This window comes from Hyunsoonleella rubra (genome assembly GCF_042684665.1).
GTDB classification, from domain to species: Bacteria; Bacteroidota; Bacteroidia; order Flavobacteriales; family Flavobacteriaceae; genus Jejuia; species Jejuia rubra.
In genome coordinates, this window is record NZ_JBHULY010000039.1 from 13,473 (window position 1) to 40,438 (window position 26,966).

The 26,966-nt window shown below is 39.5% G+C and carries 26 protein-coding genes; 12 read left to right on the top strand and 14 right to left on the bottom strand.

All coding sequences use genetic code 11. From position 1 onward, the window contains the following. The first annotated feature begins 29 nt into the window (after positions 1-29). On the top strand, positions 30-1,208 hold the full coding sequence (locus ACFSR8_RS14740) for an MFS transporter (protein WP_380293387.1): 1,179 nt from the start codon (positions 30-32) through the stop codon (positions 1,206-1,208). Here the strand turns inward: ACFSR8_RS14740 and ACFSR8_RS14745 are convergent. After that, positions 1,205-1,867, bottom strand: a complete 663-nt coding sequence (locus ACFSR8_RS14745) for an ABC transporter ATP-binding protein (protein ID WP_380293389.1) — start codon at positions 1,865-1,867, stop codon at positions 1,205-1,207. The genes ACFSR8_RS14740 and ACFSR8_RS14745 overlap by 4 nt on opposite strands. Before the next feature lie 156 nt (positions 1,868-2,023). On the opposite strand from ACFSR8_RS14745, the gene folE reads away from it, so the two are divergent. Together folE and ACFSR8_RS14755 are read left to right on the top strand one after the other, a co-directional pair. Beyond that, complete coding sequence (gene folE / locus ACFSR8_RS14750; protein WP_380293391.1) at positions 2,024-2,611, top strand: GTP cyclohydrolase I FolE; 588 nt, start codon at positions 2,024-2,026, stop codon at positions 2,609-2,611. A gap of 69 nt (positions 2,612-2,680) precedes the next feature. After that, positions 2,681-2,947: a hypothetical protein gene (locus tag ACFSR8_RS14755; RefSeq protein WP_186563973.1), complete on the top strand. Its 267-nt coding sequence runs from the start codon at positions 2,681-2,683 to the stop codon at positions 2,945-2,947. A 52-nt stretch (positions 2,948-2,999) separates the two neighbouring features. Here the strand turns inward: ACFSR8_RS14755 and ACFSR8_RS14760 are convergent, their stop codons facing one another. From ACFSR8_RS14760 to ACFSR8_RS14795, 8 genes are all read right to left on the bottom strand, one after another. Further along, positions 3,000-3,566 carry a type 1 periplasmic binding fold superfamily protein gene (locus ACFSR8_RS14760; protein ID WP_380293394.1) on the bottom strand — a complete coding sequence of 189 codons (567 nt, stop codon included), beginning with the start codon at positions 3,564-3,566 and terminating at the stop codon, positions 3,000-3,002. A 13-nt stretch (positions 3,567-3,579) separates the two neighbouring features. Beyond that, positions 3,580-6,015 carry a TonB-dependent receptor gene (locus ACFSR8_RS14765; protein WP_380293396.1) on the bottom strand — a complete coding sequence of 812 codons (2,436 nt, stop codon included), beginning with the start codon at positions 6,013-6,015 and terminating at the stop codon, positions 3,580-3,582. A gap of 363 nt (positions 6,016-6,378) precedes the next feature. Then, positions 6,379-6,681 (bottom strand): DUF6787 family protein, encoded by a 303-nt coding sequence (locus tag ACFSR8_RS14770; RefSeq protein ID WP_186563970.1) that lies wholly within the window; start codon positions 6,679-6,681, stop codon positions 6,379-6,381. Positions 6,682-6,716: 35 nt separating this feature from the next. Continuing rightward, positions 6,717-7,160 carry a DUF6146 family protein gene (locus tag ACFSR8_RS14775; protein ID WP_380293398.1) on the bottom strand — a complete coding sequence of 148 codons (444 nt, stop codon included), beginning with the start codon at positions 7,158-7,160 and terminating at the stop codon, positions 6,717-6,719. A 226-nt stretch (positions 7,161-7,386) separates the two neighbouring features. Then, a complete protein-coding gene (locus tag ACFSR8_RS14780) occupies positions 7,387-8,022 on the bottom strand; it encodes a DUF937 domain-containing protein (RefSeq protein WP_380293400.1) in 636 nt (211 codons plus the stop codon). Positions 8,023-8,138: 116 nt separating this feature from the next. After that, positions 8,139-9,089, bottom strand: coding sequence for a D-2-hydroxyacid dehydrogenase (locus ACFSR8_RS14785; RefSeq protein WP_380293402.1), 951 nt, complete (start codon positions 9,087-9,089; stop codon positions 8,139-8,141). A 139-nt stretch (positions 9,090-9,228) separates the two neighbouring features. Beyond that, on the bottom strand, positions 9,229-10,293 hold the full coding sequence (gene serC / locus ACFSR8_RS14790) for a 3-phosphoserine/phosphohydroxythreonine transaminase (protein ID WP_380293403.1): 1,065 nt from the start codon (positions 10,291-10,293) through the stop codon (positions 9,229-9,231). 77 nt (positions 10,294-10,370) lie between these two features. Then, entirely contained in the window at positions 10,371-11,429 is a 1,059-nt protein-coding gene (locus tag ACFSR8_RS14795) for an acyl-CoA reductase (RefSeq protein ID WP_380293405.1), read from the bottom strand. Between the two features lie 84 nt (positions 11,430-11,513). On the opposite strand from ACFSR8_RS14795, the gene ACFSR8_RS14800 reads away from it, so the two are divergent. The 4 genes from ACFSR8_RS14800 to ACFSR8_RS14815 all read left to right on the top strand — a co-directional run bounded on the left by ACFSR8_RS14800 (position 11,514) and on the right by ACFSR8_RS14815 (position 14,257). Beyond that, a complete protein-coding gene (locus ACFSR8_RS14800) occupies positions 11,514-11,867 on the top strand; it encodes a 4Fe-4S dicluster domain-containing protein (protein WP_380293407.1) in 354 nt (117 codons plus the stop codon). Positions 11,868-12,027: 160 nt separating this feature from the next. Next, the gene (locus ACFSR8_RS14805; RefSeq protein ID WP_380293409.1) at positions 12,028-12,828 is read left to right on the top strand and encodes a hypothetical protein; all 801 of its coding nucleotides are present in this window, start codon (positions 12,028-12,030) and stop codon (positions 12,826-12,828) included. A gap of 119 nt (positions 12,829-12,947) precedes the next feature. Beyond that, positions 12,948-13,847, top strand: a complete 900-nt coding sequence (locus ACFSR8_RS14810; RefSeq protein WP_380293411.1) for a hypothetical protein — start codon at positions 12,948-12,950, stop codon at positions 13,845-13,847. Beyond that, positions 13,844-14,257, top strand: a complete 414-nt coding sequence (locus tag ACFSR8_RS14815) for a hypothetical protein (protein ID WP_380293413.1) — start codon at positions 13,844-13,846, stop codon at positions 14,255-14,257. The genes ACFSR8_RS14810 and ACFSR8_RS14815 overlap by 4 nt, the downstream gene beginning before the upstream one ends. A gap of 340 nt (positions 14,258-14,597) precedes the next feature. Here the strand turns inward: ACFSR8_RS14815 and ACFSR8_RS14820 are convergent, their stop codons facing one another. Next, complete coding sequence (locus ACFSR8_RS14820; protein ID WP_380294048.1) at positions 14,598-15,524, bottom strand: IS3 family transposase; 927 nt, start codon at positions 15,522-15,524, stop codon at positions 14,598-14,600. Further along, positions 15,514-15,891, bottom strand: a complete 378-nt coding sequence (locus tag ACFSR8_RS14825) for a hypothetical protein (protein ID WP_380293415.1) — start codon at positions 15,889-15,891, stop codon at positions 15,514-15,516. Before ACFSR8_RS14825 ends, ACFSR8_RS14820 begins: the two co-directional genes overlap by 11 nt. A gap of 322 nt (positions 15,892-16,213) precedes the next feature. Here ACFSR8_RS14825 and ACFSR8_RS14830 point away from each other — a divergent pair, with 322 nt between their 5' ends. Further along, positions 16,214-16,798, top strand: a complete 585-nt coding sequence (locus ACFSR8_RS14830) for a hypothetical protein (RefSeq protein ID WP_380293417.1) — start codon at positions 16,214-16,216, stop codon at positions 16,796-16,798. A 204-nt stretch (positions 16,799-17,002) separates the two neighbouring features. Here the strand turns inward: ACFSR8_RS14830 and ACFSR8_RS14835 are convergent, their stop codons facing one another. Then, complete coding sequence (locus tag ACFSR8_RS14835; RefSeq protein WP_380293419.1) at positions 17,003-19,462, bottom strand: BNR-4 repeat-containing protein; 2,460 nt, start codon at positions 19,460-19,462, stop codon at positions 17,003-17,005. Positions 19,463-19,792: 330 nt separating this feature from the next. Here ACFSR8_RS14835 and ACFSR8_RS14840 point away from each other — a divergent pair, with 330 nt between their 5' ends. From ACFSR8_RS14840 to ACFSR8_RS14855, 4 genes are read left to right on the top strand one after another with little or no spacing between them, the layout of a single operon-like run. Then, positions 19,793-21,025 (top strand): Nramp family divalent metal transporter, encoded by a 1,233-nt coding sequence (locus ACFSR8_RS14840; RefSeq protein WP_380293421.1) that lies wholly within the window; start codon positions 19,793-19,795, stop codon positions 21,023-21,025. Next, positions 21,025-21,765 carry a 5-oxoprolinase subunit PxpA gene (pxpA, locus tag ACFSR8_RS14845; protein WP_380293423.1) on the top strand — a complete coding sequence of 247 codons (741 nt, stop codon included), beginning with the start codon at positions 21,025-21,027 and terminating at the stop codon, positions 21,763-21,765. Before ACFSR8_RS14840 ends, pxpA begins: the two co-directional genes overlap by 1 nt. After that, positions 21,765-22,490 (top strand): 5-oxoprolinase subunit PxpB, encoded by a 726-nt coding sequence (pxpB, locus tag ACFSR8_RS14850; RefSeq protein ID WP_380293426.1) that lies wholly within the window; start codon positions 21,765-21,767, stop codon positions 22,488-22,490. Before pxpA ends, pxpB begins: the two co-directional genes overlap by 1 nt. Beyond that, positions 22,483-23,331, top strand: coding sequence for a 5-oxoprolinase subunit C family protein (locus tag ACFSR8_RS14855; protein ID WP_380294050.1), 849 nt, complete (start codon positions 22,483-22,485; stop codon positions 23,329-23,331). Before pxpB ends, ACFSR8_RS14855 begins: the two co-directional genes overlap by 8 nt. On the opposite strand, the gene deoC is transcribed toward ACFSR8_RS14855, so the two are convergent. Together deoC and clpB are read right to left on the bottom strand one after the other, a co-directional pair. Further along, on the bottom strand, positions 23,328-24,089 hold the full coding sequence (gene deoC, locus ACFSR8_RS14860; RefSeq protein ID WP_380293428.1) for a deoxyribose-phosphate aldolase: 762 nt from the start codon (positions 24,087-24,089) through the stop codon (positions 23,328-23,330). The two genes, ACFSR8_RS14855 and deoC, sit on opposite strands and share 4 nt — an antisense overlap. Positions 24,090-24,360: 271 nt before the next feature. Then, a complete protein-coding gene (gene clpB, locus ACFSR8_RS14865; protein ID WP_380293430.1) occupies positions 24,361-26,964 on the bottom strand; it encodes an ATP-dependent chaperone ClpB in 2,604 nt (867 codons plus the stop codon). Positions 26,965-26,966 lie beyond the last annotated feature (2 nt).

The window sequence follows — 26,966 nt, forward strand, 5'->3', positions numbered from 1 at the left end:
AGATCTTTACTAAACCTAGTAGCCAATTTATGATTCGCCCTAATAAATCAAGTATACTTCCTATTATAGTGTTTTCCCAATTTTGCTGTACATCCCTGTGGTTTGCGGGTAATGGGGTTATGGGCGGAATTACGGAAAGCTTTAGTTTAGAGGGCAATGCCTTGGGGTACTTAACTTCTGCCGTACAGTTGGGATTTATTTTTGGGACGTTTGTTTTCGCTTTATATACAATAACAGATAGGTATTCACCCTCAAAGGTGTTTTTTGGGTGCGCCATAATTAGCGCCATATTTAATCTTTTTATTGTGTTTGAATTTAATACAACAAGTTCTTTATTGGTCTTTCGGTTTGTAACAGGCGTTTTTTTGGCAGGTATTTATCCTGTGGGAATGAAAATAGCCGCAGATTATTTCAGTAAGGGTTTAGGGAAATCACTTGGGTTCTTAGTCGGTGCCCTAGTTTTAGGAACTGCCTTACCACATCTTTTGAGGGGTTTAGGATGGTTTCCGTCATGGCGATCAGTGATTTATGCCACCTCCGGGTTGGCCATTTTTGGAGGTATTATAGTATTGGTGTTGGTTCCAAATGGCCCATACAGAAAACCGGCATCTAAGTTTGATTTTTCTGTTGTTTACAAAGTTTTTAAGCCTTCAAATTTTAGGTCTGCGGCTTTTGGGTATTTTGGGCATATGTGGGAACTTTATGCGTTTTGGGCTTTTCTTCCTGTAGTTCTGGCGGCTTATCAGAATTATCATGGAATAATAGAATTTAATATTTCCTTGGTTAGCTTTATGGTAATAGCCATTGGGGCATTGGGTTGTGTACTTTCAGGATATCTATCACAAAAATATACATCAAAAAACGTGGCTGCATTCGCGCTGGGTATTTCTTGTGTTTGCTGTATTTTGTCGCCATTCATTTTTCTGTCAAAATTTCAAATATTGAATTTTATGTTTTTGGTAATTTGGGGAATGGCGGTAATAGCGGACTCTCCTTTGTTTTCAGCATTGGTTGCTCAAAATACTGAAGCCGAAGTAAAGGGTACTGCTTTAACTATTGTAAATTCTATTGGTTTTGCGATAACCATAATAAGCATTCAAATTCTGAATACCCTGGAGTTAATTATCGATGCGAAATATTTGTTTCTAATCCTATCGATAGGACCTATCTTTGGATTAATGGCACTGCTGAAAGAAAAGAAATCCTAGGAAACAATCTTTCCGTCTACCATCACCAGTTTTCTATCAGCCATATCGGCCAATTCCTCATTATGGGTAACGATAACAAAGGTCTGCCCAAATTCATCCCGAAGCTGAAAAAAGAGATTGTGCAGGTTTTCGGCAGACTCACTATCCAAATTTCCGGACGGCTCGTCTGCAAAAATTAAATCAGGTTTGTTTATTAATGCCCTTGCTACGGCAACACGCTGTTGCTCACCACCGGAAAGTTCGTTGGGCTTATGGTCATAGCGATGCGATAGTCCCAAAAAGTCCAATAACTCTTTAGCACGTTTTTCAGCTTCGGCTTTATTCGTGCCTTTTATAAACGCTGGCAAGCACACATTTTCTAGGGCTGTAAACTCAGGTAATAATTGATGGAACTGAAAAATAAAACCAATATGTCGGTTTCTAAATTTAGCCAATGCTTTATCGTTAAGCGATTTTATTTCGTTGTTATTGATAACCAAACTAAAATCTTCAGTTTTTGAAGCTTTGTCCAAAGTGCCCAAAATCTGTAAAAGTGTTGTTTTTCCAGCTCCCGAAGCTCCAACAATAGAAACCACTTCACCTTTTTTTACTTCAATATCCACGCCTTTAAGAACGTGCAGATCGTCATAATATTTATGGATGTTTTTGGCTTGAATCATAGGTTATAAATAACAGGCGTGAATTTACCATTTTAAGTCGTTACCCACAATTATGATTTAAAATTATTGTTTGAAATTACTATTTCAACACAAATGATGGTGTAAACCGATAAAATAAATTTTGAAATTTATATATTGAGGCTATAATCGGAAAAGATGCCATACAAGAATTTTGAAGAGTACAGTATTCGGGTAACGGATGATGTTAAGGAGCGTTATAAAAAAATAATTGAAGACTTAGGTGAAGATACTGACCGGGACGGCCTTTTAAAAACCCCTGAGAGAGCTGCCAAGGCCATGCAGTTTTTAACGCAGGGATATAATCAAGACCCCGTTGAAATTTTGACAAGTGCCATGTTTAAGGAGTCTTACGACGAAATGGTAATTGTGAAGGATATTGAATTGTATTCGCTCTGCGAGCATCATATTTTACCTTTTTTCGGAAAAGTACATATTGCATATATTCCTAACGGACATATTGTGGGGTTGAGTAAACTTCCAAGAATTGTGGATGTATTTGCCAGACGATTACAAGTGCAAGAGCGCCTAACAGAACAGATTTTAGATTGTATAAACGATACCTTGAAGCCACAAGGCGTAGCTGTGGTTATTGAGGCTTCCCACATGTGCATGATGATGCGGGGGGTGCAGAAGCAAAATTCTATTACGACGACCTCAGGCTTCAGGGGGCAATTCGAAAAAATAGAAACCCGTAATGAATTCTTAAAATTGATTGGTAAGTAGTTAGTTATCTTGTTGATAGGTGTAACATTTGGTATGCTTATTGTACTTATCAGTTAAATTAGTTATTGAATGAATAAATACAAAAAATTAGCACTTAGCTTGGTGTTGGACGCCTGTGGATACATCTCTTTCGTGTTTCCACCATTTGATATTGCATGGGCACCATTATCAGCTTACTTAATGACAAGACTTTACAAAGGCAAACAAGGTAAAATTGCGGCAGCGATAGCGTTTATTGAAGAAGCTATGCCAGGGCTGGATGTGATTCCTACTTTTACTTTGATGTGGTTATACACGTATGTGTTCAAGCCCAAGGAAACGATAATTGAAGTGTAAAAAAATCCCTTTCGGCAAAAGAAAGGGATTTTTTATCAAAAGGCAAAAAGGTCTATTGTACCACTACATTAAATGTTTCGGTAATGTCTTCTTCGCCTCCAGCATTAGTCATATCACCATTACTAACACCACTGGCATCCTTCATTGGTTCATGAATTAGGGTCACCGTAACAGTTCCAGTTCCGACAGCACCAGTGGTAAGTGTAAAACTTAACCCAATAGGGTTGCCATCTCCGTCAGTATCACTGTAAGCAAATGTTGCTATGGAGTTGGTTGCCTCGAAAAAGAATTGATGTTCTTCATCTTCTTCCTCAACTTCCTTGGTAATATCTTCGGCAGGCGTTTCTAATTCATTCAGTAACTCTATACTTCCATTGTAGGTAGTATTGGCCGTTAAATTTACTGGATCAGTTACAACGGGAGGGTTTGGGCCATCACCATCTGTATCCCTGGTTTGCATAGTAACTGTTGTGCCTCCACCAACTGGTGTTAAGGTAATTGTCATTGTGGTAATCACTTCTTCCTCAACAACAGGTGCTGGGGTGTCGTCGTCATTATCACAAGCAACGAATGTTCCAACAAGCATTGCTAAAATTAAAATTCGATTTAAGGTTTTCATTTTTTTTAAAAATTTAATAGTTCAACTTTATTTGTAACATAAAATTCCTTCCCAAGTCATCGGCAAAATATCTTAATCTATTTAAGTATTCTCTATAGGAAGTATTCAATACATTGAACACGGTCAGTCCAATGTTCAATTTTGTTCGTTCTGATAACGGGACTGTAATATCACTTCTAAAATGCAACAAATGATAGGCTGGAGGCGGCGTGCTGATGTCCACCAAAACCATTTCTTGCGTCGTCGGATTTAAGGTTTCGAAATTAAAATTAGGATAGTTGTTTTGCTCAAATACCCATTCACTTTCCAGACTGGCATTAAAGCCGAGCCATTTCTCATTGCTGTATCCTAATACGTTAACAGTCCTAAAAGCGGGCATATCAATTAATGCGGTTTCAGTTTTGGTATCTCTTCCTTTAATGAAGGAGGATGTGTGATTGATTTGCCACTGCTCGTTAAACTGGTAATTTCCTGAAAGATCCACACCATATAAAAGTGCATTGGTCTGCAAGTAATTCCAAACGGGGAATGCTCCTCTTATGGTCTGTTCCGTTCCAGAAGGTATGATTTGAATAAAGTCCTTAATGTGGTTGGCAAAGGCTTCAACATTCAGGTCTAATTTCGATGTTTTCAATTTATAGGATGCACCAAAGCGATTTGAGGTTTCCTGTTCCATTCGTAAATCACCCAATTCAATTCTTGCGGCAGAATGGTGCAAACCATCGCTAAATAATTCAGAAGGGTTGGGCGCCCGTTGGGATAAGCCGTAATTGAACATTACAGAATTCTGGTCATCAATTTTATGTGAAATTCCAGCGGAAATGGATACGTTATGAAAATTATAAACCGGGTTGGTCAATAACTGCTGCGCATCAAAATCGATGACACCGTATTGAATTTCCCTACCAAAAACGGAGCCGAGAATAATATCATTGAACTCATTGCTGTAATTTCTTTCCAGCCACCTGGAAGTCTGATAGAATTTTTGGGCATCAATTCTGTTGAAATCATAGCGCAGTCCAAAATCCACATTGGTGTTATCGCCCCATTTTAAATTTGAAATGGCGAATACCCCGATGTCATATCTGTCGTAATCAGGAATCAATCGCCTTATACCCGTATCCGGATTGGCAAAGTTGTTTTGGTACCTGGCGTGAATTCCAAAATTGTAAATGGTGCTACTATTGGCATCCAATTTTAAATCTGCCAAAATGGAGTGGGTCTTTAAATTCAAATCCACTGCGGGTTTGCCATCATCACCGCGCCTTACATCGTATTCAAAGCGCTGATTGTTCTGAAAATCGTATTGCACTTGAAAACGTCCAAATTGCTTAAAACGTTTATAAAACTCTGCTTTCAAAATTTGGTGTGTCACATCTTGTCTTGGTGAATTGATGTCGTAACTGAAGTCTTCAATAACGATAGGCTGTCCGTTATTTACGGCCTCTACCAAATCATTTATGCTTCCAATATGTGCCGACCTTAAAATACCAATTTCATTACTGAGATAGCTATAATTGATGTTAAACCCTTTTTCAAAAGTTTTAAAACCACCACTCACATTAAATCCCTTGGCTTTCAAACCGGAATTGGTCAAAACGTAGTCAGAGGCTTCAAAATCTCCAAAATGTTTCATGGAAGCCTGTCCGTTTACAAACCATCCTTTTTCCCATGTTTTGGTTAAAGAACTTGCCACGTTATAGCCTCTTCCGTTAGTTTGTCCGCTTAAAATGGTCTTTCCGTAAAGTGAATCTTCAGCTATAACTGCAGTTGGTTTTAATACAACTACACCACCTATAGCATCCCCACTGTAAGCCAAAGCATTGGCCCCTTTTATAACATTTATAGTTCCGGCGGCATTCAAATCGATATTAGGTGCGTGTTCGATGCCCCATTCCTGATCTTGCAATAAAACACCATTAGTAATTACAGAAATTCTACTACTATGCAAGCCATTGATGACTGGTTTTACAATAGAATTTCCTGTGTTTATGGACGAAACACCACTCACTTGCTTTAAAGCGTCACCTAGATTTAGGGCGCTAAAGCGCTCAACAGTCTCGGTATTTATTTGGGTTTCCTGAGCCGTTTTAGTCAACTTTCTTGTGGTATTCCCGGATACTTTCACCTCGTGCAATTCTTCAACATGGTGCTCCATGTTGATTTCCTTGTAAGTATCACCATTGATATCGATTTCCACGCGTTGGGTTTCGCAGCCCACATGGGATACGACCAATACTAGCTTGCCATCGCAGAGGTTTTTAATGATGAATTTCCCATTAATATCCGCAGTGGTATAGGTATTGAGCGTCTCAATATAGATGGTGGAACCAGACATAGGAGTACCATCGTGAAAGTCTTTCACTTCACCTAAAAGGGTATATGTACAATTTTGAGAATGGACCACGCCGAAAAAACAGCAGGCCAAAATCAGCAAATAGTGTTTCATTAATTTATGTTTTAGTTCAAAACCAGTGGGCTTAAACTAAAACAGGCGGGCCACGTAATGAAAAAGATAATTGCCGATGATTATCTAGGAATCTGTATGTTAGAATTTGAGTTTTATGATGATGGGTAATTTGAACCCAGTCACCAAAATCCTGTGGTGTTAAAAAGTGATTATTGATTTGGAATTTCTGGAATTCACAATCCAAATCCACTTTGTGAATATGTGTGTCATCACCCCCAACACAAAGCACATGCTCGTAATGTTCAAAAATATGGGCAACCTTTATAGCTGTAGGGGTAAAAAGGGTTGCTACCAGTAAAATGGTAGATAACCTAAAAACAATATGTTGTTTTAGTCCATGCACTATTCCATAAATCGCTTAAATCCCAATCTGGACAACATTTTCTTTTCAAAGTTCCAAAAGAATTTGAACTGCCCAAACACCCAGCCGAAAAACACAAGAAGAAATTGGTACATCACAAACAGAATAAGTATTCTGATAACCCAATACCCGAAGGTGCTAAAAGTATCTGGAGTAATATTTAATGCGGAAAGAATTGGTTTCCCAATGTAGGACGCCGTAGATCCGGTAACCGCAAATACAATGAGTATTAAAACGATTTGTAGGTTTGATTCAATGCCCCAACGTTCTTTTAATTTTTTCACTCTTGCAATTTAGGTGCAAAAGTATTAAAAAGGAATTAAATTCTCGGAACGAACGGCCCTAATCTTTGGTTGTATTTCAATTGAAAGTAGATAAAGTAGTGGTAAAGCAAATAATTTACCTCATAGCCATAATCAATATTTGGTTCATAGTTTATTTGGAGTTCATATAGTCTTGGGCTGAAGCGTTGCGGTTGCAATACACGCTGGTTCCACTCAATCACATATATCCAGTTTCGGTTTTCCATAAAGCTTTGGCCGTAATGCCCTCTTTGCCGGGCATTGGACGCCAGCCAAAAATTAAAACCTGGTTCGATTATGATTATCTCATACTCCAGCTCGTCGTTTGCAATTCTGATGGTATCATTTTGCTTCTCCACAAGAGCTCTTTCATCCTTGATTTCAGCTTCTTTTGTTTTTTTTGAAGTGTTACAGCTTAGGATAAATATACATGCAAGAAAGGTGTAGATAAAATGTCTCATTGAGTAAAGTTTCTAATTTATACCTCAAAAGTAGGTCGATTTTAAAGTTCAGTAAAGTAACAATGAGTGAATCGTCATTCTTATTTAGTCTTTGGAACACTATGATTTGTTCTCTATGTATAAAGGTACAAAAACCGTTCCCAAAAGTGGAGAGCCGAATCAGGCTAACAAAAAATGCCGAATCTAAAGGATTCGGCATTAATAAAGCTATATTATGGGGAAATTTTTACTTTCCAAAAAGGCCTCCCAGCAAGCCACCAAGGCCACCTTTGCTTTTGGATTGGCCTAATACCATGCCTGCTACATCATCAACAACGCTACCGTCACCGTCTGCATCCAAAATCGACTCTAAAAAGCTTTGCTCTTGTTTGGCTCCGCTACCGCCAAGTAATCCGGCAAGCAAGCCACCTAAATCGTTTGCAGAGCTTACATTGTTTTGTCGTTTTTGTTTGCCTAAAACGCCCATAAGAATAGGGGCCACCACTTTAAGAATATTGGCGACCGAGCCAGCATCCAAACCAGATTTTTCGCCAATTATTTTCTCAACGCCTCTCTGCTTGCTTCCTAATACATGTCCAAGGATTTTACTCCCATCGTTAGTCACTGCTTCATCAACACCACCGCCAAAAAGACCTCCTAAATTGTCAAGAATACTACCGTCGTGCTTGTTGTTTAAAGCACCCATCAATCCTTCAGCACCCTGTGGTGTGGAAGCGTTACGTTTCATAGCCTGCATTAAAACGGGCAAGGCCATAGTTAATACACTGCTTGTTTTTTGCTGGTCGTTACCAGTGGACCCAGCTACACCGCTAATGATGGTTTTCCCGAGATCGCTGTTTAATAAATCTAAAATTCCTGACATGATTGTATTTTTTTTAATTAATAAGAGTTAAAATTTGGAAGCTTAATGTACAAAAAAAGTCCCAACGTTTATAGTTAGGACTCCAATTTTATTGTTAGGTCACAATTGAGGTATTGCTATCCCAAAATGCTGATGATTTGTGATGCCAACTCCGTGCCGATTCGGTCTTGCGCCTCGTTAGTTGCTGCACCCGTATGAGGTGTTAAAGACAAGGCTGAGTTCATCAATAATTGAACCTCTGGTTTTGGCTCTTTTTCAAAAACGTCTAATGCTGCTCTAGCTACTTTTCCGCTTTCAATGGCTTTTACTAAAGCAACTTCGTTCACCACGCCGCCACGGGCAGCATTGGCCAAAATCACACCATCTTTCATCATATTGAATTCAGCTTCATCAATCACGTAATCCTTTTGTGCCGGTACGTGCAGGGTGATAAAATCTGCTTGTTTTAAAACGTCTTCCTTTGAAATGGTTTCGATTTCAAAAGTAACTGTTTGGCCATCAAAGAATTCCAAAGTCAAATCGGCCTTTTCCAAGAAAGGGTCAAATGCTACGACTTTCATTCCTGCACCAAGTGCAACTTTCGCTGTGGCTTGTCCGATACGTCCAAAACCTAACACACCCAAAGTTTTGCCTTTCAATTCGGTACCTTTTGCGTAAGCCTTTTTTAAACCTTTAAAATTGCTGTCGCCTTCCAACGGCATCTCCCGGTTGGAATTATGTAAAAAACGGGCCAAACCATATAAGTGACCGAACACTAATTCCGCTACAGAGTGTGAGGAAGCGGCAGGGGTGTTAATCACGTGCAATCCTTTTTCGCGGGCGTATTCCACATCGATATTATCCATACCTACACCACCACGACCAATTATTTTAAGTCCTGGGCAAGCATCGATTAAATCTTTACGAACTGTTGTAGCACTGCGTACCAATAGTACCGCAATGTCCTTATCGTTGATGTAGTTAATCAATTGCTCCTGCGCCACGGTTGTAGTGCTCACTTCATATCCTGCCTTTTCAAGGGCATCAATACCGCTTTGGGAAATTCCGTCGTTTGCTAATACTTTCATTTTTAAGTTTCAAGTTATAAGTTCAAAGTTTCAAGTTGTCTCACTCATCCACTTCAAGTTTTCTATTTTTTCTTCAATAGTTTTGAGTAGCAATGTTCCCGATAGCAATCGGGACTGAGAACTGCTACTGCCTACTGACTTATGCTTTGCTTTCCAATTCACTCATTACTTCAACCAATACCTTTACGCTATCAATCGGCAAGGCATTGTACATGGATGCTCTGTAACCACCAACACTTCTGTGTCCGTTTACGGCACTGATACCAGCTTCTTTCAGCATGGTTTCAAAGGTTTCCTTTAGGTTTTCATTTTCCAAGGTGAAGGTCGCATTCATTAAGGAGCGGTCAGACTTAGCTGCAAACCCTTTAAACAATGGGTTCAAATCGATTTCAGAATACATCAATCGCGCCTTCTTTTCATTTTCTTTTTCAATGGCTGCAATACCGCCTTGTTCCTTCAACCACTCTAGGGTCAACATAGAAGTATATACCGCAAATACTGGAGGCGTGTTGAACATACTGCCCTTATCGATGTGTACTTTATAATCCATCATTGATGGAATTTTTCTGGATACTTTTCCTAAAACATCTTCCTTCACCACAACCAAAGTCGTTCCCGCAGGGCCCATATTCTTTTGGGCTCCGGCGTAAATGATATCGAATTGGGTAAAATCCAAAGTACGGGAGAAGATATCACTACTCATATCGCACACCATCGGAATCGGGGAATTCGGGAATTCCTTCATCTGCGTCCCGTAAATGGTGTTGTTTGATGTGCAGTGGAAATAATCGTAATCCTCAGGGATTTCATAACCCTTTGGAATATAATTATAGTTGGCATCTTTGGAAGAGCCTACCTCATATATATCATCATAAATTTTGGCCTCCTTGATGGCTTTTGCCGCCCAAGAACCAGAATTTAAATAGCCCGCTCTTTTCTCCAAAAGATTTAATGCTACCATTAAAAATTGGGTACTGGCACCGCCTTGCAAAAACAACGCCTTATAACCTTTGCCTTCAAGTCCAAGCAATTCCAAGGCCAATGACCTTGCGTTTTCCATAATGTCAACAAAAGCCTTGCTTCTGTGGGATATCTCGATAAGCGATAAGCCACTGCCGTCTAAATCTACAACGGCCTGCGACGCTTTTAACAATACTTCTGGGGGTAAAATACTTGGTCCTGCGCTAAAGTTATGTTTCTTCATTTTTGTTGGTAAAATTTAAAGATGCAAAGTTGCTAATTAAAAAGCGAAATTTTATTAAAAATTCAATAATTTTTTCATCAAATCGATAATAAAAATTTAACGGAATCTTTACTATCCGCATAATCCCAAAGTTGGGGTTTTTGTGTACACCCAAATGGGATTTCGTTTTCAGCAAAACCACTGGCGACGATGCACTGAATTTGGTCGGCATCCGCACTAAGTTTGGCTTTCAGTTCGTCAATATTTTGGTAAAATTCGTAAAAAAGGGTAGCAATGGGCGAGGAGTAACTTTGGTCTTCTTTGATGATGAAAAAGCCGTTTTCCAACATATCAAATTCGCTCATTAAATATACGGCTTTATTGTAATCATAATTATTGGCGTATTTTGCCTTATCGATGATGGGGTGCCAATGATAGATACTCTCAAAAAATCGATTAAAATCATAGCCTTTCGGGACAAATAATTTGGATACATTTCTACAGCCCAAACCGTAGTACCTAAAAATATCTTCTGATAGTTGCTTTAAGTCTTCCTCGGTTTCATGGCCCGTTAACACAGCAACCGAATTTCGATTATTGCGAATGATGGACGGTTTGCCCTTAAAATAGTATTCAAAATAGCGGGCGGTATTGTTGCTTCCCGTAGCGATAACGGCATCAAAATTTTCGACTTTTTCTTCCGTAAATTTGATTTGGCCTTTGAATCCCGGAGCAACATATTCCAAGTATTTGGACAAATAGGGGAGCAGATGTTTATCGTTTGAAGATTGCTTCACCAATACCCGATGGCCACAAATCAACACCGACAAAAAATCGTGAAAGCCCACCAAAGGGATGTTTCCTGCCATAATAATGGCCACCTGTTTGGGTACAATAGTATCAAATTCGTAAGGTTCCAGCCATTTGGACAAATTATCAAAAGTCAAAGCTTCTGCCCAAGAATTTAAAGCAAACCGAATGTTTTCTTTTGTAAACCAACCGTTGTGTTCCTCGGCCAGTTTGAGCTGATGTTTAAAACCATCAAAAAACAGGTCGTTATGTTCAAGGTTTTCGGCTTTTTGGATGTTTGCTTTAGAAAATTGCCGTATAAAATCTCCTAATTTTATAAAAGCGTTAATTCTTTCCTGTAATTGCATCCTTAATTTGCTTATGAAGGGTTTTGGCTTTATTTTTGCTTTTCTGTTGAAAAAACAGATGCAAAAATAAAAAGAAAAAACGCTATGGCAATTATAATAACAGACGAATGTATAAATTGTGGGGCCTGCGAACCAGAGTGCCCTAACACTGCAATTTACGAAGGTGCCGACGATTGGCGCTATAAGGACGGGACCAGTTTGGAGGGCACTGTGGTGCTAACCGACGGCAGGGAAGTAGATGCCGAAGAGGCCCAAGAACCCGTAAGTGACGAACTGTATTACATCGTACCTGATAAGTGTACCGAATGTAAAGGTTTCCACGACGAACCACAATGTGCGGCGGTATGTCCCGTAGATTGTTGCGTACCGGATGATGACCATGTAGAAACCGAAGAGGAACTATTGGCCAAACAACGCTTTATGCACCCAGATGGGTAGTGGAGTCGAGTAGATATTCGACATTAAAATATAATGAAACCCTAAGCTTTTGCTTGGGGTTTTTTATACTTAAGAAAATACGTATATAAACGTATAGATTTTCTTTTAATTAAAAGTTAACTTTGCTTCTATAATCATAGGATTTTTAAAAGTTTAAGTTATGGTAAATAAATTCAAAAGTCTGTTAACGATTGGAATTCTCATTTTGGGAGTATCATTTATAGCTACCAATTGCCAAAAAGAGGATGTTACAACTGTTAAAGAAACCGAACAAGAAATGGCGGGCACCGATCTTTCAATCAATTATGTCTCGGGCAAAAAGATTCCCGGTATCGTCAACCTTTTGGGAGGTAAAGATGGTACGGTCTCAAAAGGCATTACATCAAAATCGGGCAGTATTGTTGCGCCTTTTGGCACTATTTCCATCGAAAACGTACTCGAAGTGATCGATACCTTGGGCAACCAGAACTATTCATTCGTTCTTCTTCCCAAGACACCAAAGCCCAACTCAATTTTTAATTTGGTGGTAAACGGTTCCAGTGGTGCGCCCAGTATGGCCATTTTGGAATACAGGATGGCTCCTGATTTTGCGGAGGCCTATCGCCACGGGGCAAAATCCATTGCCGAGTTCTCTGGGACTGTATTTGTGTTTCCCTATAGTTCTGGTTCCGGAATTTTTTCAAAATCAAGTAGCGATACTTGTATCCAGAACATAGACGAGATCGTGGACTGTAGGCATGTCACCTTTAACGGGGGAAGCTCAACTGGCGGAGGCGGTGCGGGTTCGACGACCATCGGTGATATATCCGATCCGCAAGCCGGTAATACGGGCGGTGGTATTGTTACCGGAGGCGGTGGCACGGCGGTTTGGGTCTGTAGCCCCTGCGGTTATAGCCATGAAGACCCCTCAGAGTGCACCTGCAGTAGCAGCAGTGGTGGAGGCAGTAGCGACACGGCGTAGGTGGCACATGGATTATCACCCTAGCTCCCTACAGCCACACCTACAAAGGCAGTAGCACCAAAAACAGTACCGATTGTTGCGACGGCACCGATGTTGATGGCCCTGTTGGAGTCAACCTCATGTCAGAGGCCATAGCAACCATCACCAACTGTATTCCTGACCTGACCCAGGTCGAGCTGGATTTTTTGAACAGCAACTTGGCCACCTATAAGGTAAGCCAGTACTTGGAGGCCAACAAAAATGATGATGGCACTTGTAACGTGGCAGCCAGTGATTTTGCAAAAGAAGCTATTCAGGTCTTAAAGGATGGTGGTGAGGTGGATTTTGATGACCAAATTATTAATAAACTTAAAGACAAAGCAAAGTGCATTTATAATAAGTTGGTTAGCTCAAGCACAAGTTTTAAGAATGCCATCAAAAAATTTGACGGTGATTTTCCTGTATCTCATATAAAATTTGAAATAGATGAAGCAATGTCCTCAAATACTAGAAAAGCATTTACAAGGGCGCCAGAGGATTATGTTATTGATATCGTGCTAAATGGAAACCCCCTAAAGGATGCCAGTTATCAAAAACGTCCCAATCTTTTAGTTGCTAAAACTATCATCCACGAGGTTATTCATGCTGAAATGTTTAGGAAGTTACTTTCTTTGGCAAATGATAATGGTAGTATTGATGTTGACTTATTGCAGTTTACGTTGTATCAAGGGGATTATTTAGGAATGTTAGATTACTATTATAGATATGGAAATAATATAAATAGTACATGGCAACATCAGCAAATGGCTGCCCACTATAGAGAAACTATTGGAAGAGTATTGCAGGAGTTTGATACTGGCAAGGTAGTTGATGATAATTCCCAGCCCGATCAATTGTACTTAGATTTAGCTTGGGAAGGGTTAAATCACAATAATTTAGTCGCTTGGAAAGATGCTTTAACTCAAGAAGAGAAAGATAGGATAAACCAAGTAATAAACAATTACATTAGTCAATATCCAAATCAAAATTGTACAGAATGAAAATCATAGTTTTTGTTGTTTCTATATGTCATTTTTGTTATTCTCAAACGAATAATAATACTTACCTATATTTCGATAAGTTAAGTGGAAAAACATATACGGTTGAAATAAATGGAAAAAAAGAAAATGAAAAGTTCTATTCAAAGGGGGTAAAACGTAATGGAGACATAACTTTTCACATTGGGAAAGAGATGTTTTTGTTTTTAAGAAATAAAAACAAAGTTGATAGTTGTAAAATTGAACATTTAAAAAGCATAAAATTATCAGATGTTGATAATCTGGTAAAAGTTGTAAATAAAATCAATCCTCTATATCCGCATAAAGTTTTCCCCAATTTATTTCTAGTTGAAAAATTAAATGACTCTATTGTACTTAAATATAAAGTGAAATGGGAATATTATATTGAATAATGTTTATGGGATAATATTGTAAAGAGTTAAGAATTAGAATTTTGGCAGAGCTCAGTATTATCCCAAATGTTAGCTTCCCCAAAAACAGAACTGTTTAAAAGCAGAAAAGTAAAATTATTGAAATGAAAACACCATGAAAAACAAGTTAATACTTATGGCCCCCTTTGGCTTATCACAAGTTGCGTTAATACTTTATTTCCAAACCTAAAAACCAAAAAGCCGGAACTTAAAAATACTTTTAAGTCTTCGCTCAACTAGTGGACATAAGAGTGTCTCGTCCTAAAAAAAGTTTACATATTTTACATTAATTCTAAAATAGCTTTACAACTTATATTTAGTCCTAGTATTGGTTTACAATGATAGGGCTTTTTACGTAATAATTCTTCCATAATTTTTCTGTTTTTAAATTGTTTTGATGAACCTTATTTGGATTAAGGTTTCCTATGCTCATATGAGGTCTTTCATTATTGTATAGTGCAACAGATGTTTTCAATAATTCAGTAGCTTGTTCAGGGCTATTTGCTTGATAATAGTTTAAATACTCTTCTTTGATTATTCCATTGATTCTTTCGGCAATGGCATTCTCTAAAGGATCCCCTTTTTCCGTCATACTAATTTGGATGCCGTATGTTTTTAGGAGTTTTACGTACTCATAACTACAATATTGGGTGCCTCTGTCGGAATGATGAATAAGTTGTAATTGATCATTTTCAGGTAAGCTTAATAATGCCATTTTTAATGCCTGAATAGTCTCAGAAGTCTGCAGGCCGTCGGATAAATGGCATCCCACTATTTTTCTGGAATAGGCATCGGTAATAAGACTGATATAGACAAAGCCGCCATCAATTTTCCAATAGGTGATATCGCTTACCCAGAGCTGATTAGGTTTTGTGGGAATGAAGTCTCTAATCAGATTTGAATACTTTTTAAACCTATGGAAAGAGTTTGTCGTTATGGTTTGCTTCTTTTTTCGCCTAATTAAAAGGCGGTTGGCCGATAAAATATCAAATAATCTATCCCTGCCCATTTTTATTTGGTGGTCCAACAAAAATGGCTGTAATAGTTCATATAATTTTCTGCCGCCCATATGGCGATGGTTTTTTCTAATTCTAAGTACTTCAGAAACAATTAGGTCTTCTTCAAAAGATAATTGTTCGCGATACCAAAAATGTTGATAATAGGCCTGACGGGTGACACCAAGTAATCGGCAGAACCTGCCAAACTTACCTTGGGATAAAGGGTTTTCATCTCTTGGATTACTTGGTATTGGACTTTTTTACAATCCTTATTTTAAATTCATTTTCAGCTACTTCAATCATTTTTCGGTAGGTCTCCGCTAATAATCGAGCTTCTGTAAGTTCCTTTTTTAATTGGGGTAGAGAAGCTTCATCTTTATCCGGTAGGTTTTCTGGTTGATCTGACATTGGGGGCAAAGGTACGATTCTAGGCTTTGTGTAGTCATAACCATTTTTTTTTAACCAAACAGTTAATTGATTATTGCCGATATTATATTTCTTTTCGATTGATTTTCTTGTGGCAGTTCCTGTCAAAAATTCATTGCACAAAAATCTCTTAAATTCCTCACTGTACCTATTTTGAAATTTTGATGAAGATGTCCTGGAATATCTTTTCATGTTATTACACTTTTGTGTAAACCTATTTCAGGACAAGACAGAGTAAGGTAAAGCGTAAAAAAAGAATTGCAACCCATAAATAAATCACAAACACATTTGTGGCTCATATTTTAGTATATTTGGGTCACAAAATAATTTGTAACCCATATATAAGCCACAACAATAAGACCGTATGTGCCACATATCCTACCGCTTGAAAGTATAGATTGGTCTAAACTTATAGACCTTATGGGAATGATCACTATACACCACCCATACATCCCCAAAACCCCTAGTTTAATTACCACATAAATCGTATTTTGAGGGTTTTAAAACACTGCTTATGAAACCGATACGATTCAACTTTTGGCAAAGATTTTTATACAGTGCCATGATTTTTACGCTTGTTTTGGCGTCCTCTTTCGCACAAAACAACAAGGCAAAACTGCTAAATGAAAAAGTAGAGGCCATGGTATCCAAAATCAGAACCGAGGTGGATTCCAATTATGTGTATGACTATGAAAAAACAAAGTATGTGCCACCTGCGGGCAAAACGGTGTTGGTGATGGGGCAAACCGAGGAGCGTATTAAAGAATATAAGCGCAAGTTTCCTGAGAAGCCCAACCCCGGGGGCTGGTCTGCTTATTGGGCCGTTACCGAGTTTGTCGGTGTCACAAAAAAGCATACCAATAGCACGGGCACCAGCCAAAACCATCAAATGTTGGTGAATGCATTTCCAAACGCGGCATTGCACAGCGCTATGTGGATGGTGGGGAAATGGAACGTTACCGAAAATACCATACTCGGTATTTACGATGCGGTGATCAAACGCTACGCCAATTGGGTAAAAACGGTAAAACAGCCTATCTATCTGCGTATCGGGTACGAATTTGATGGACCGCATAACCCCGCTCCCGCTAGTTTTTAACTAGTGGCGGTAAGAGTGGAACAGAGATAGGGCAAAAAATAATTAAGGCAAAAGCTTTTGGGATAACGCGTAGGCTTTTGTTTTTAACTAAACACTAGTTACAAACTTGGGAGGTACCATGCAATCTAGATTTAGTCTGAGATGAAAAAAGAAACCCCCAGCCACCTTTTATAGCCGGGGGTAATAAAAATGGTGGGAATTTCATTATTCACCAATCATTACTTTAAAGTTCTTAATTGTATTGTTGTAAAAAGTTTGAATGATGTATATACCTACAGGTAAATTATCAACCTTAATCGTATTAACGGCATTGGAAATTTTTCCACCTATAATTAGTTGCCCCGTAAGATTATATATCTTGAAAGTCGCTTGTGAATTATTTTCTTTCAAGGTAATATACAACCGGTCTGTTGCAGGATTTGGGAACACTGAAACGCTTTGATTTTCTCCAATATTAGAATCAGCGTCTTTTGCTTTCGAAAATTTTGCCGATGCCCCCGTACATGTGATTACATTGAGAGAACTGTTGTAAATCAGACTTCCATGGGTCACATTATCCACGCATAAATTGACTGTAACCCCTCCCTTAGCTGTAGAAGAGGTTTGTAATTCCACATTTCCGTTAGTACCGGTTGTACCGCTAACTGTTTCGTTAAACGTACCGGAGAAGGTTCCCGTAACTGAAGCGTTTGCAACCGGGTTACCAATATTATCCAATATGGTAACCGTGGCTATTCCTCGCTTATTCCCCTTGCCTACATTCAGATGATCGGTGATGATGGAATTAACATAAGCTTCTGTTGGCGTACTTGTGCTATTTCCAGTTACGTTAATTGCACTCGATGTGGTAGATGCCGATTCATTGTCCGTAGCAACTGATGTTAAATCGTAGGAGCCAACACCAATCGTCCAATTCACCGAATATGGGCTACTGGTATCGATACCCACGCTACTGCCGTTAACAAAAAATTCTACCTGAGTCACTGATCCATCACTATCAGAAGCATCAGCTGAAATGGTAACACTATCACCATCATTGAAGGATGCCCCATTGGCTGGAGAGGTCACACTTACAGTTGGTGGGGTATTGACTGTGCTATTTCCAGTTACGTTAATTGCACTCGATGTGGTAGATGCCGATTCATTGTCCGTAGCAACTGCTGTTAAATCGTAGGAGCCAACACCAATCGTCCAATTCACTGAATATGGGCTACTGGTATCGATACCCACGCTACTGCCGTTCACAAAAAATTCTACCTGACTCACTGATCCATCACTATCAGAAGCATCCGCTGTAATGGTAATATTATCACCATCATTGAAGGATGCCCCATTGGCTGGAGAGGTGATGCTTACAGATGGAGAATTATTGCTTGGGGCCCCAAGGTTCCAGTTGAGTATCTGAAGTCGATTGTCATTAGACACTACCATACTCATGAGCCTGTCTCCCGTAGCATTCATCACACTATTGGTGGAGGTCTTGTAAGAGTCAGCATCGCTGTGTATTTCTGTCCACTGATTGTACAACCCGCCGTTTGCGGGAGTTTCAAACAGTCTAAGCGAATTATTACTGCCCTGCCTTACGAGGAAGTATATGTCATTATCTATAGGGTCTGCGTACATTTTTGGTCGATCACCCGTAAATGAAGCAATGGTCTGCTCAGACCAAGTAAATTGATTGCCATTTTGGATACCGAAATGGTGCTTATAGTTACTTCCATGTCTTAATACAACATGTACGTTTCCATTGCCATCCACAGCGCAACCATTGTGGTTTGCCAAACCAGAATCTTGCGCAATATTTTTAACCACAATGCTAGAATTACCGTGGGTTACAGGGAGGGAAACCGAATTCCCCGCACTGTTTTTCCAAGTTACGCCATTATCATCTGAGTACATGAACATCAGATCATGATTGGTCGCCCCATCTGGAGATTCCCTCCATACCCAGCTCCAGTATATTCTTCCATTTTTGAAATGGACATTATTGAAGTAAGCACACCGTGTTGATCCACCATGACTAGCTTCAATTATCTTAACAGGGGCATCCCAAAACCCATCGTCACGGTACTTAACCAAAAAGGTATGACCATTACCACTTCCACCGTCACGGTACATAAAGAATAACTTATTGTTGTCTCCTACAAAAAATCTAGGATAAGTCACACGATCAATCAACGTTTGATTTGATTCCAGATAGTTCTGTGTTGAACCGAATAAACTCGAAGTAAAGTTTGCATCGCTAATTGTTGCCGCTCCTGGGGAAGAAATGATGTACCTAAGGTCTCCTGCATGCATATCAAAAGCCAGATGAATTCTCCCGTCGTTTGGGGACACAATGATGTTAGGGGTATTGTGATTGTCCCAAACTCCATTTCGCTGTTCATAAGTGTGTGGTAATTCAACGTATACCCAGTTAGTGCCTAAGCCGTGGTTATTATTTCTGGCAATGGTTAGTTTTCTGGATGTAGCATCATAATAAGTCAAATACACAAAATTTTGGTACACCGCAATTGCATTTTGCTGGGTTGAAGTTGCTATTACGGGGTTAGTTGCCCAACAGTTTGAAGATATAACTGTTTTGTCTAAACTGACAAATTGTGCTGTAGCCAAAAGAGTAGACAGGCACAGCATACATGTGAAAAGAATTTTTTTAATTTGCATAGTGGTTGGTTGTTAAAATGGTTAATTATTGAATAAAAATACTTCATTAAACTAAAATAAATATCAAATAGAATTATCCTGTGCTTTAGGGGTATAAAATGATGTTACTTTAAAATTGCACAAAAGGGTAAGGTCCCTTTCTCTTAACTGACGCTAGTTTGCAACGAGTGGTTTTATCAAGTTTAGATATTAATTCTGCCTTATGCCACCACCAGTTCGCAACAGTTATTTTTTTAAATTCCCAATCCAATTGCAAACCCTTTAAAAAACACCTAAATTGCTGAGGTTATAAAGGCTTAGTTTAGCCAATTACCTTCAAACGTTTATACTTTGTTCAAAAATCTCCTAAAAAACATCGGCCCCGGCCCATTAATAGCGGCCGCATTTATTGGTCCGGGTACGATAACGGTGTGTACGCTGGCAGGCGTAAATTTTGGATTTGCACTGCTTTGGGCCATGTTGTTATCTGTGGGGGCTACCATCGTGCTTCAGGAAATGGCGGCACGCTTGGGCATTATTTCCCAAAAGGGGCTTTCGGAAATTATTAAAGGCGAAATCAAAAATCCTATTTTTAAGGGCTTTGCGGTGCTTTTGATTTTGTCCGCTATAATCTTGGGCAATGCGGCCTATGAAGCAGGGAATATCAGTGGCGGGATTTTGGGTTTGGAAGCCATTTTTGGTAGTCAAAAATTGAACTTCGGAAGCTTTTCCCTTAACCTGTATAGCCTTGCCATTGGGGCGGTGGCTTTCGTCATGCTCTTCATTGGCAATTATAAAATTTTGGAAAGACTATTGGTATCTTTAGTAGTTTTAATGAGTTTGGCATTTCTAACAACTGCCGTGATTACCAAACCCAATCTTTCCGATGTTTTAAAAGGTGCCTTGGTGCCAAAATTTCCAAAGGATAGTTTGCTTACTATCATTGCCTTAATCGGGACTACAGTTGTACCTTACAATTTGTTTTTACATGCCTCGCTGGTCAAAGAGAAATGGCAACATATATCCGATTTGAAATACGCCAGAAAAGATACAGTTATCGCTATCATTTTAGGGGGTATGGTATCGATGGGTATTATTGTTTCTGCAGCTTCGGTACCATCAACATCCGTAGAAAGTGCGGCTGATTTGGCTAAAGGTTTAGAGCCTCTTTTTGGAAGTTTTGCAAAAGTATTTTTGGCCATAGGCCTTTTTGCGGCAGGCATCACGAGTGTGATAACTGCACCGCTTGCGGCGGCCTATGTAGCAAAAGGTTGCTTGGGGTGGAACGGTGGGCTGCGTTCATTACGTTTTAGGAGTGTTTGGGGGTTCGTGTTGCTACTCGGGGTGGTGTTCTCCTCATTAGGCATTAAGCCCGTTGCCATTATTAAGTTTGCCCAAGTGGCAAATGGCATTTTATTGCCGGTAGTTGCAGGATTCCTGCTATGGGTAGTGAATAAAACCTCCATTTTGGGGAATTATAAAAACAATCTCTGGCAAAATATTTTTGGTTGTCATATCTTAGTGCTAAGTTTGTTGTTGTCCTTTGTAGCGCTCCATAAAGTGTTGCAATTAAACCTATTTTAGTGCACAATTTCATCATTGATATAAATGCAGATGTTGGTGAAGGTATTGGTAATGAATCCCAACTGATGCCTTATATTTCCTCGTGCAATATTGCCTGCGGGGGGCATGCCGGAGACCATAGAACCATGCAAAAAACTGTGAAACTTGCCAAGGATCACGGTGTGAAAATTGGTGCCCATCCCTCTTTTCCAGATAAAGACAACTTTGGCCGTGTGCCCATGGAGATGTCCTGTGCCGCTTTGTTTACGGCAATTGAGGATCAAATGGATGCCTTAAGGCATGTGCTGGAAGTTGAAAATTTGGACCTGCACCATGTAAAGCCGCACGGCGCATTGTATAATTTGGCCGCTATCGATAGCCGAACAGCCACTTGTTTTGTTGAGGCCATGAAAACCATAGTTGCGCCCGTTAAGCTTTATGTGCCTTTCAATTCCGTTATTGCCAAAATTGCAATTGAGAATAACATCCCTATTATTTATGAGGCCTTTGCGGACAGAAATTACAATGACGACCTTACTCTGGTCGACAGGACAGAGGCCAATGCGCTTATCCAAGACCCTGACCTGATGTTCGAGCATGTTTTCAGGATAATTAAGGACAAGAAAGTGAAAACCATCAGCGGGGCATTGCAGCCTATTGAGGCACATACCTTTTGCATTCACGGGGATAATCACAATGCGGTAAGGTTGGTTAGGGAATTGTTCCTTCGATTGAAGGCCAAAGGCATCCAAGTTAGTTGATGAAATTCCAACTCAAATACCAAAGATTTGGAGAATGCGCTATTTTGGTAGAATGGCCTGCTAAAATTGATGAGGACATCCTATCGGACATACTCTTATTTAAATTTTCTGTTGAAAATCAGTTAAAACATATTTTTGAGGTAACTACTGCATACCATTCACTATTAGTTGTTTATAAAAATTATTTTTCCTTCGATGAAGAAGTTGGGCGACTAAAAGAAATTTATAGGAATCCGTCAGAAATTAAGCCACGACCGCCACGATTATGGAAAATCCCGGTATGTTATGATGACGATTTTGGTATTGATTTGGATGCGCTTTCCAAAGAGAAAAAGTTGTCAAAAAAAGAGGTGGTTCAAATGCATTCAAAAGCTATTTATACCGTTTACTTTATTGGGTTTTTGCCCGGATTTCTGTATTTAGGGGGATTGGATGAAACACTTCACACACCAAGAAAGGCCGTGCCACGCTTAAAAATTGAAAAGGGGGCTGTGGCCATTGGAGGTAAACAAACTGGAGTTTACCCAAGCGGAAGCCCCGGGGGTTGGCATATTATTGGTAATTCGCCAATTTCATTTTTCGATCCGCATAAAGAACAGTCCTGTTTTGCAAGTGCATTGGACCAAGTACAATTTGTGCCAATTTCACGTTCGGGCTATGAGGATATCAAAACTTTGGTAAAAGCAGGCGTATATCAAATGGAGAGCGAGGTGATTGATGGTTGAGATTTTACAGCCTGGGATATTTACGAGTATTCAGGACTTTGGCCGTATCGGTTTTCAAAAGTTTGGGGTACCTTATTCGGGAGTAATGGATAGATATGCTGCTGTTGTGGCCAATACTTTGGTTGGAAATCCAGAAAACTCACCAGTTTTGGAAATCACCATGATGGGATTAAAACTCGAGTTTCATTGCCCGGCTGTAATAGCGGTTAGCGGTGCCGCTAGTTTCCCAAATATCAATGACAAAAGTGTGCCTTTGAACCGAACCATATCTGTCCATAAGGGAGACGTTTTATCGTTTGGAAGGCTCAACGATGGGTTTAGAAGCTACTTGGCAGTTAAAGGGGGTTTTAAAGGAGAAAAGGTGATGGGTAGTTATAGTATGTACGGTGGAATTACCGCATCCAATAGACTTAATAAAGGCGATACCATTTCAATTGATGAGACGCCCGATGCACTCAAACCAAAAAACGCATCCTTTAAAGTCAATCGGGATTATATTTTAAAAGATAATATTGAGGTATTTAAAGGTCCGGAATATGATAAATTAAACAAGACGCAACAATCCAAATTGTTGGAGGAAGGCTTTACTATTTCAAAGGACAGCAATCGAATGGGTTATCGTCTGGAACAAACAGTGGCAAATGATTTGGCACCTATTCTCACGGCTCCCGTATTACCTGGAACAGTACAGCTAACACCTTCGGGAAAACCGATTATTTTGATGCGCGATTGTCAAACGACGGGAGGCTATCCAAGAATATTTCAATTGAAAGAAACAGCCATCAACGTATTGGCCCAGAAATACATGGGGCAAAGCATCAAGTTCAAATTGGTAGATTAATCTTTATTTGCTTTGACGGTTGCGGTGGACTCTTCATCTTGCTTCGTAGTGTCACTGTTATTGTTCTCCACAGTCTGAATGTATTGCTTAAAAATCCTGGTATTCCGAATTTGGCGAGCATTGTACTCTGATTTTATCAGTGTAGAAGTGCCAATTCTATCCGCGCCGGCATCAATAAATTTCAATGCGGTTTCAAAGTCGCTTATACCTCCCGAAGCTTTTATCTTCATTTTGTTTTTAACCGTTTTTTTAATGATTTTCACGGCAGTAAACGTTGCCCCACTTTTTGCAAATCCAGTGGAGGTTTTAATGTAATCGGCATTGGCATCAAGGCAAATTTCGCAAGCCTTGATGATGTCGTTTTTGTTTAATTCCGAAATTTCGAGAATGACCTTCAATGGTTTTTTTCCAATTGCGGTTTTTACATTCAGCACATCCCGTAACACGGCTACGTAGTTTTTACTTTTCAAAAACCCACGATTTAGTACCATATCAATTTCATCCGCCCCATCATTTATGGCATTTTCGGCTTCAAAGACCTTTGCTTTACTGTCTGCTGATCCAAAAGGAAATCCTACAACTGTGCATACTTTAGTATTGGAATCTTTAAGGATTTGCTTCGCCATAGCCACATAGCAACTATTGACACAAACACTATGAAAATTATGCTCAATGGCCTGTTTACATAACTCAACTATATCATGTTCTGTAGCGGAAGGGTTGAGGCAAGTGTAATCAATGTACTGTGCAATATTCATAGAGGTTTTCTATTTAATAGTTTATAATTTAGTTAACAAGAGGGAAACAAAAAGGGTGAATTTTATGTTGGATTTGGGACATAAAAATGTTGGGCTAAGTTAAAGATTTAATTTTAAAAAAAATGGATTTTAACGATTTATTGGACGATTGGTCGAACCTCTTTTCGACAAAATTGGCAAAGTTCCCGATGTACAGTAAAAACGAAAAAAGCAACGTTCATCTTAATAAAAGAATCGCGTTGCTTTTCTACTAACCAACCAAAACTAAATTTTATGCATTTTCTACCAAATCGCTCTGATTTCTGAAGACCAATTGGTCGTCAAAGGCATCCAGTAGAATATTACTGTCTGTTGTTACTTTTCCAGCCAAAATTTCCTTGCTTAAGGCGTTGAGGACTTCTTTTTGAATCACCCGTTTCACTGGCCTTGCGCCATATTCGGGATTGTAGCCTCTTTCAGCTAAATAGCTAATGGCTTCCGAAGTAGCATCAAAAGTGATGTTTTGTTGCAACAGCATCTTCGTCACGTTTTTAAGCTGTAAACCTACGATGGCGACAATGTTTTTCTTTGTAAGTGGTGTAAACATAATAGTGTCGTCAATTCGGTTTAAAAACTCTGGTCTTACGCTTTGTTTCAAAAGCGCCAATACATCTACTTTTGAAGCTTCAATGGCGGAATCAATATCTTTAGTCGCCTCAAATCGTTCCTGTATGATATGGCTCCCGATATTAGACGTCATGATGATGATAGTATTTTTGAAATCAGCCACACGACCTTTATTATCCGTTAAATGCCCTTCATCAAGAACTTGCAACAAAATATTGAAGGTATCGGGGTGTGCTTTTTCAATTTCATCCAACAATACCACGGAATAGGGCTTTCTACGCACGGCTTCGGTCAATTGACCACCTTCATCGTAACCCACATACCCTGGAGGTGCGCCCACCAATCTACTTACGGCATGACGCTCTTGGTATTCGCTCATGTCAATCCTTGTCATCGCATTTTCGTCATCAAACAAATATTCGGCAAGCGCTTTTGCCAGTTCCGTTTTACCTACACCTGTTGTGCCTAAGAACAAAAATGTACCGATAGGTTTTTGTGGGTTTTGTAATCCAGCCCGGCTCCGTCTTACGGCATCACTAACGGCCTCGATGGCTTCTTCCTGGCCAACAACGCGTTTGTGCAGTTCATCCTCTAATTTCAGTAGCTTTTCGCGTTCGCTCTGCAGCATTTTTGTTACAGGAATACCCGTCCATTTGGCAACCACTTCTGCAATATCATCATAGGTGACTTCCTCTTTTATCAAAGAGTTTTCGGATTGTGCTTTTAATTGTTCTTGAAGCGCTTCAAGTTGCTCTTGGGCTTCTTTTATCTTGCCGTAACGCAATTCGGCCACTTTGCCGTAATCCCCTTCGCGTTCCGCTTTTTCGGCTTCTAGCTTGAAGTTTTCGATATCCAATTTTGTGTTTTGGATGTTGTCAACCACTTCTTTTTCGCTCTTCCATTTGGCGAATATATCGTTACGCTGTTCCTTCAAATTAGCCAGGTCGGAGCGTAGGGATTTTAATTTACTTTCATCCTTTTCACGCTTAATGGCTTCAATCTCAATTTCCAACTGCATGATTTTTCTATCCAAAACATCCAATTCCTCGGGCTTTGAATTGATTTCCATCCGCATTTTAGAAGCCGCCTCATCCATCAAATCAATGGCTTTATCCGGTAGGAATCTGTTGGTAATATAGCGTTGCGATAGTTCCACCGCACCAATAATAGCATCGTCTTTTATACGTACTTTGTGATGTGTCTCGTATTTTTCTTTAATACCACGCAAAATGGAAATGGCACTTTCGGTATCGGGTTCATCTACCATTACTTTCTGAAAACGACGCTCCAAGGCTTTGTCTTTTTCAAAATACTTTTGGTATTCGTCCAAAGTGGTTGCGCCAATGGCTCTCAGTTCGCCACGGGCCAGGGCAGGTTTTAAAATATTAGCGGCATCCATAGCGCCTTGTCCGCCTCCAGCCCCAACAAGGGTATGGATTTCGTCTATAAAGAGAACAATATCGCCATCGCTTGTTGTTACTTCTTTAATGACGGCCTTTAGTCGTTCCTCAAACTCACCCTTATATTTGGCTCCAGCAATCAGCGCGCCCATATCCAATGCGAAAATTTGCTTTTCTTTTAGGTTTTCAGGGATGTCTCCATCAATTATTCTGTGTGCTAAGCCTTCGGCAATTGCTGTTTTTCCGGTACCTGGTTCACCCACCAAAATGGGGTTGTTTTTGGTACGACGGGATAAAATTTGAAGTATCCTTCGGATTTCCTCATCGCGACCAATAACCGGGTCCAACTTGCCGTCCTTTGCCAATTGGTTCAGGTTTTTGGCGTATTTAGATAATGAATTATAGGTGTCCTCCTGACTTTGGGAAGTCACATTTTCGCCTTTGCGTAATTCTTCAATCGCTGTTTTCAAACCTTTTTCGGTTACGCCTTGGTCTTTCAACATTTGGGCAATTTTGCTATTCGATTTAAAAACGGCCAAAATCAAATGCTCGATGGATACAAATTCATCCTTCATCTTTTTGGCAATAATCGAGGCCTCGTTTAATGCTTTTCCAGCTTCGCGCGATAGCATTAAATCGCCTCCGGAAACCTTGGCAAAACTCTCTAATTGTTTATCTAGGGCCTGTTCTAAAATAGAAACGTTGACATTCAGTTTTTTCAAAATGAACGGCAGTACGTTTTCGTCCACCTCAAAAATACCTTTGAAAATGTGCTCATTTTCAATTTGTTGGTGGCCGAAGTCTTGAGCAATTTGTTGGGCTTGCTGTATGGCTTCTTGTGATTTTATTGTATAATTATTTAAGTTCATTT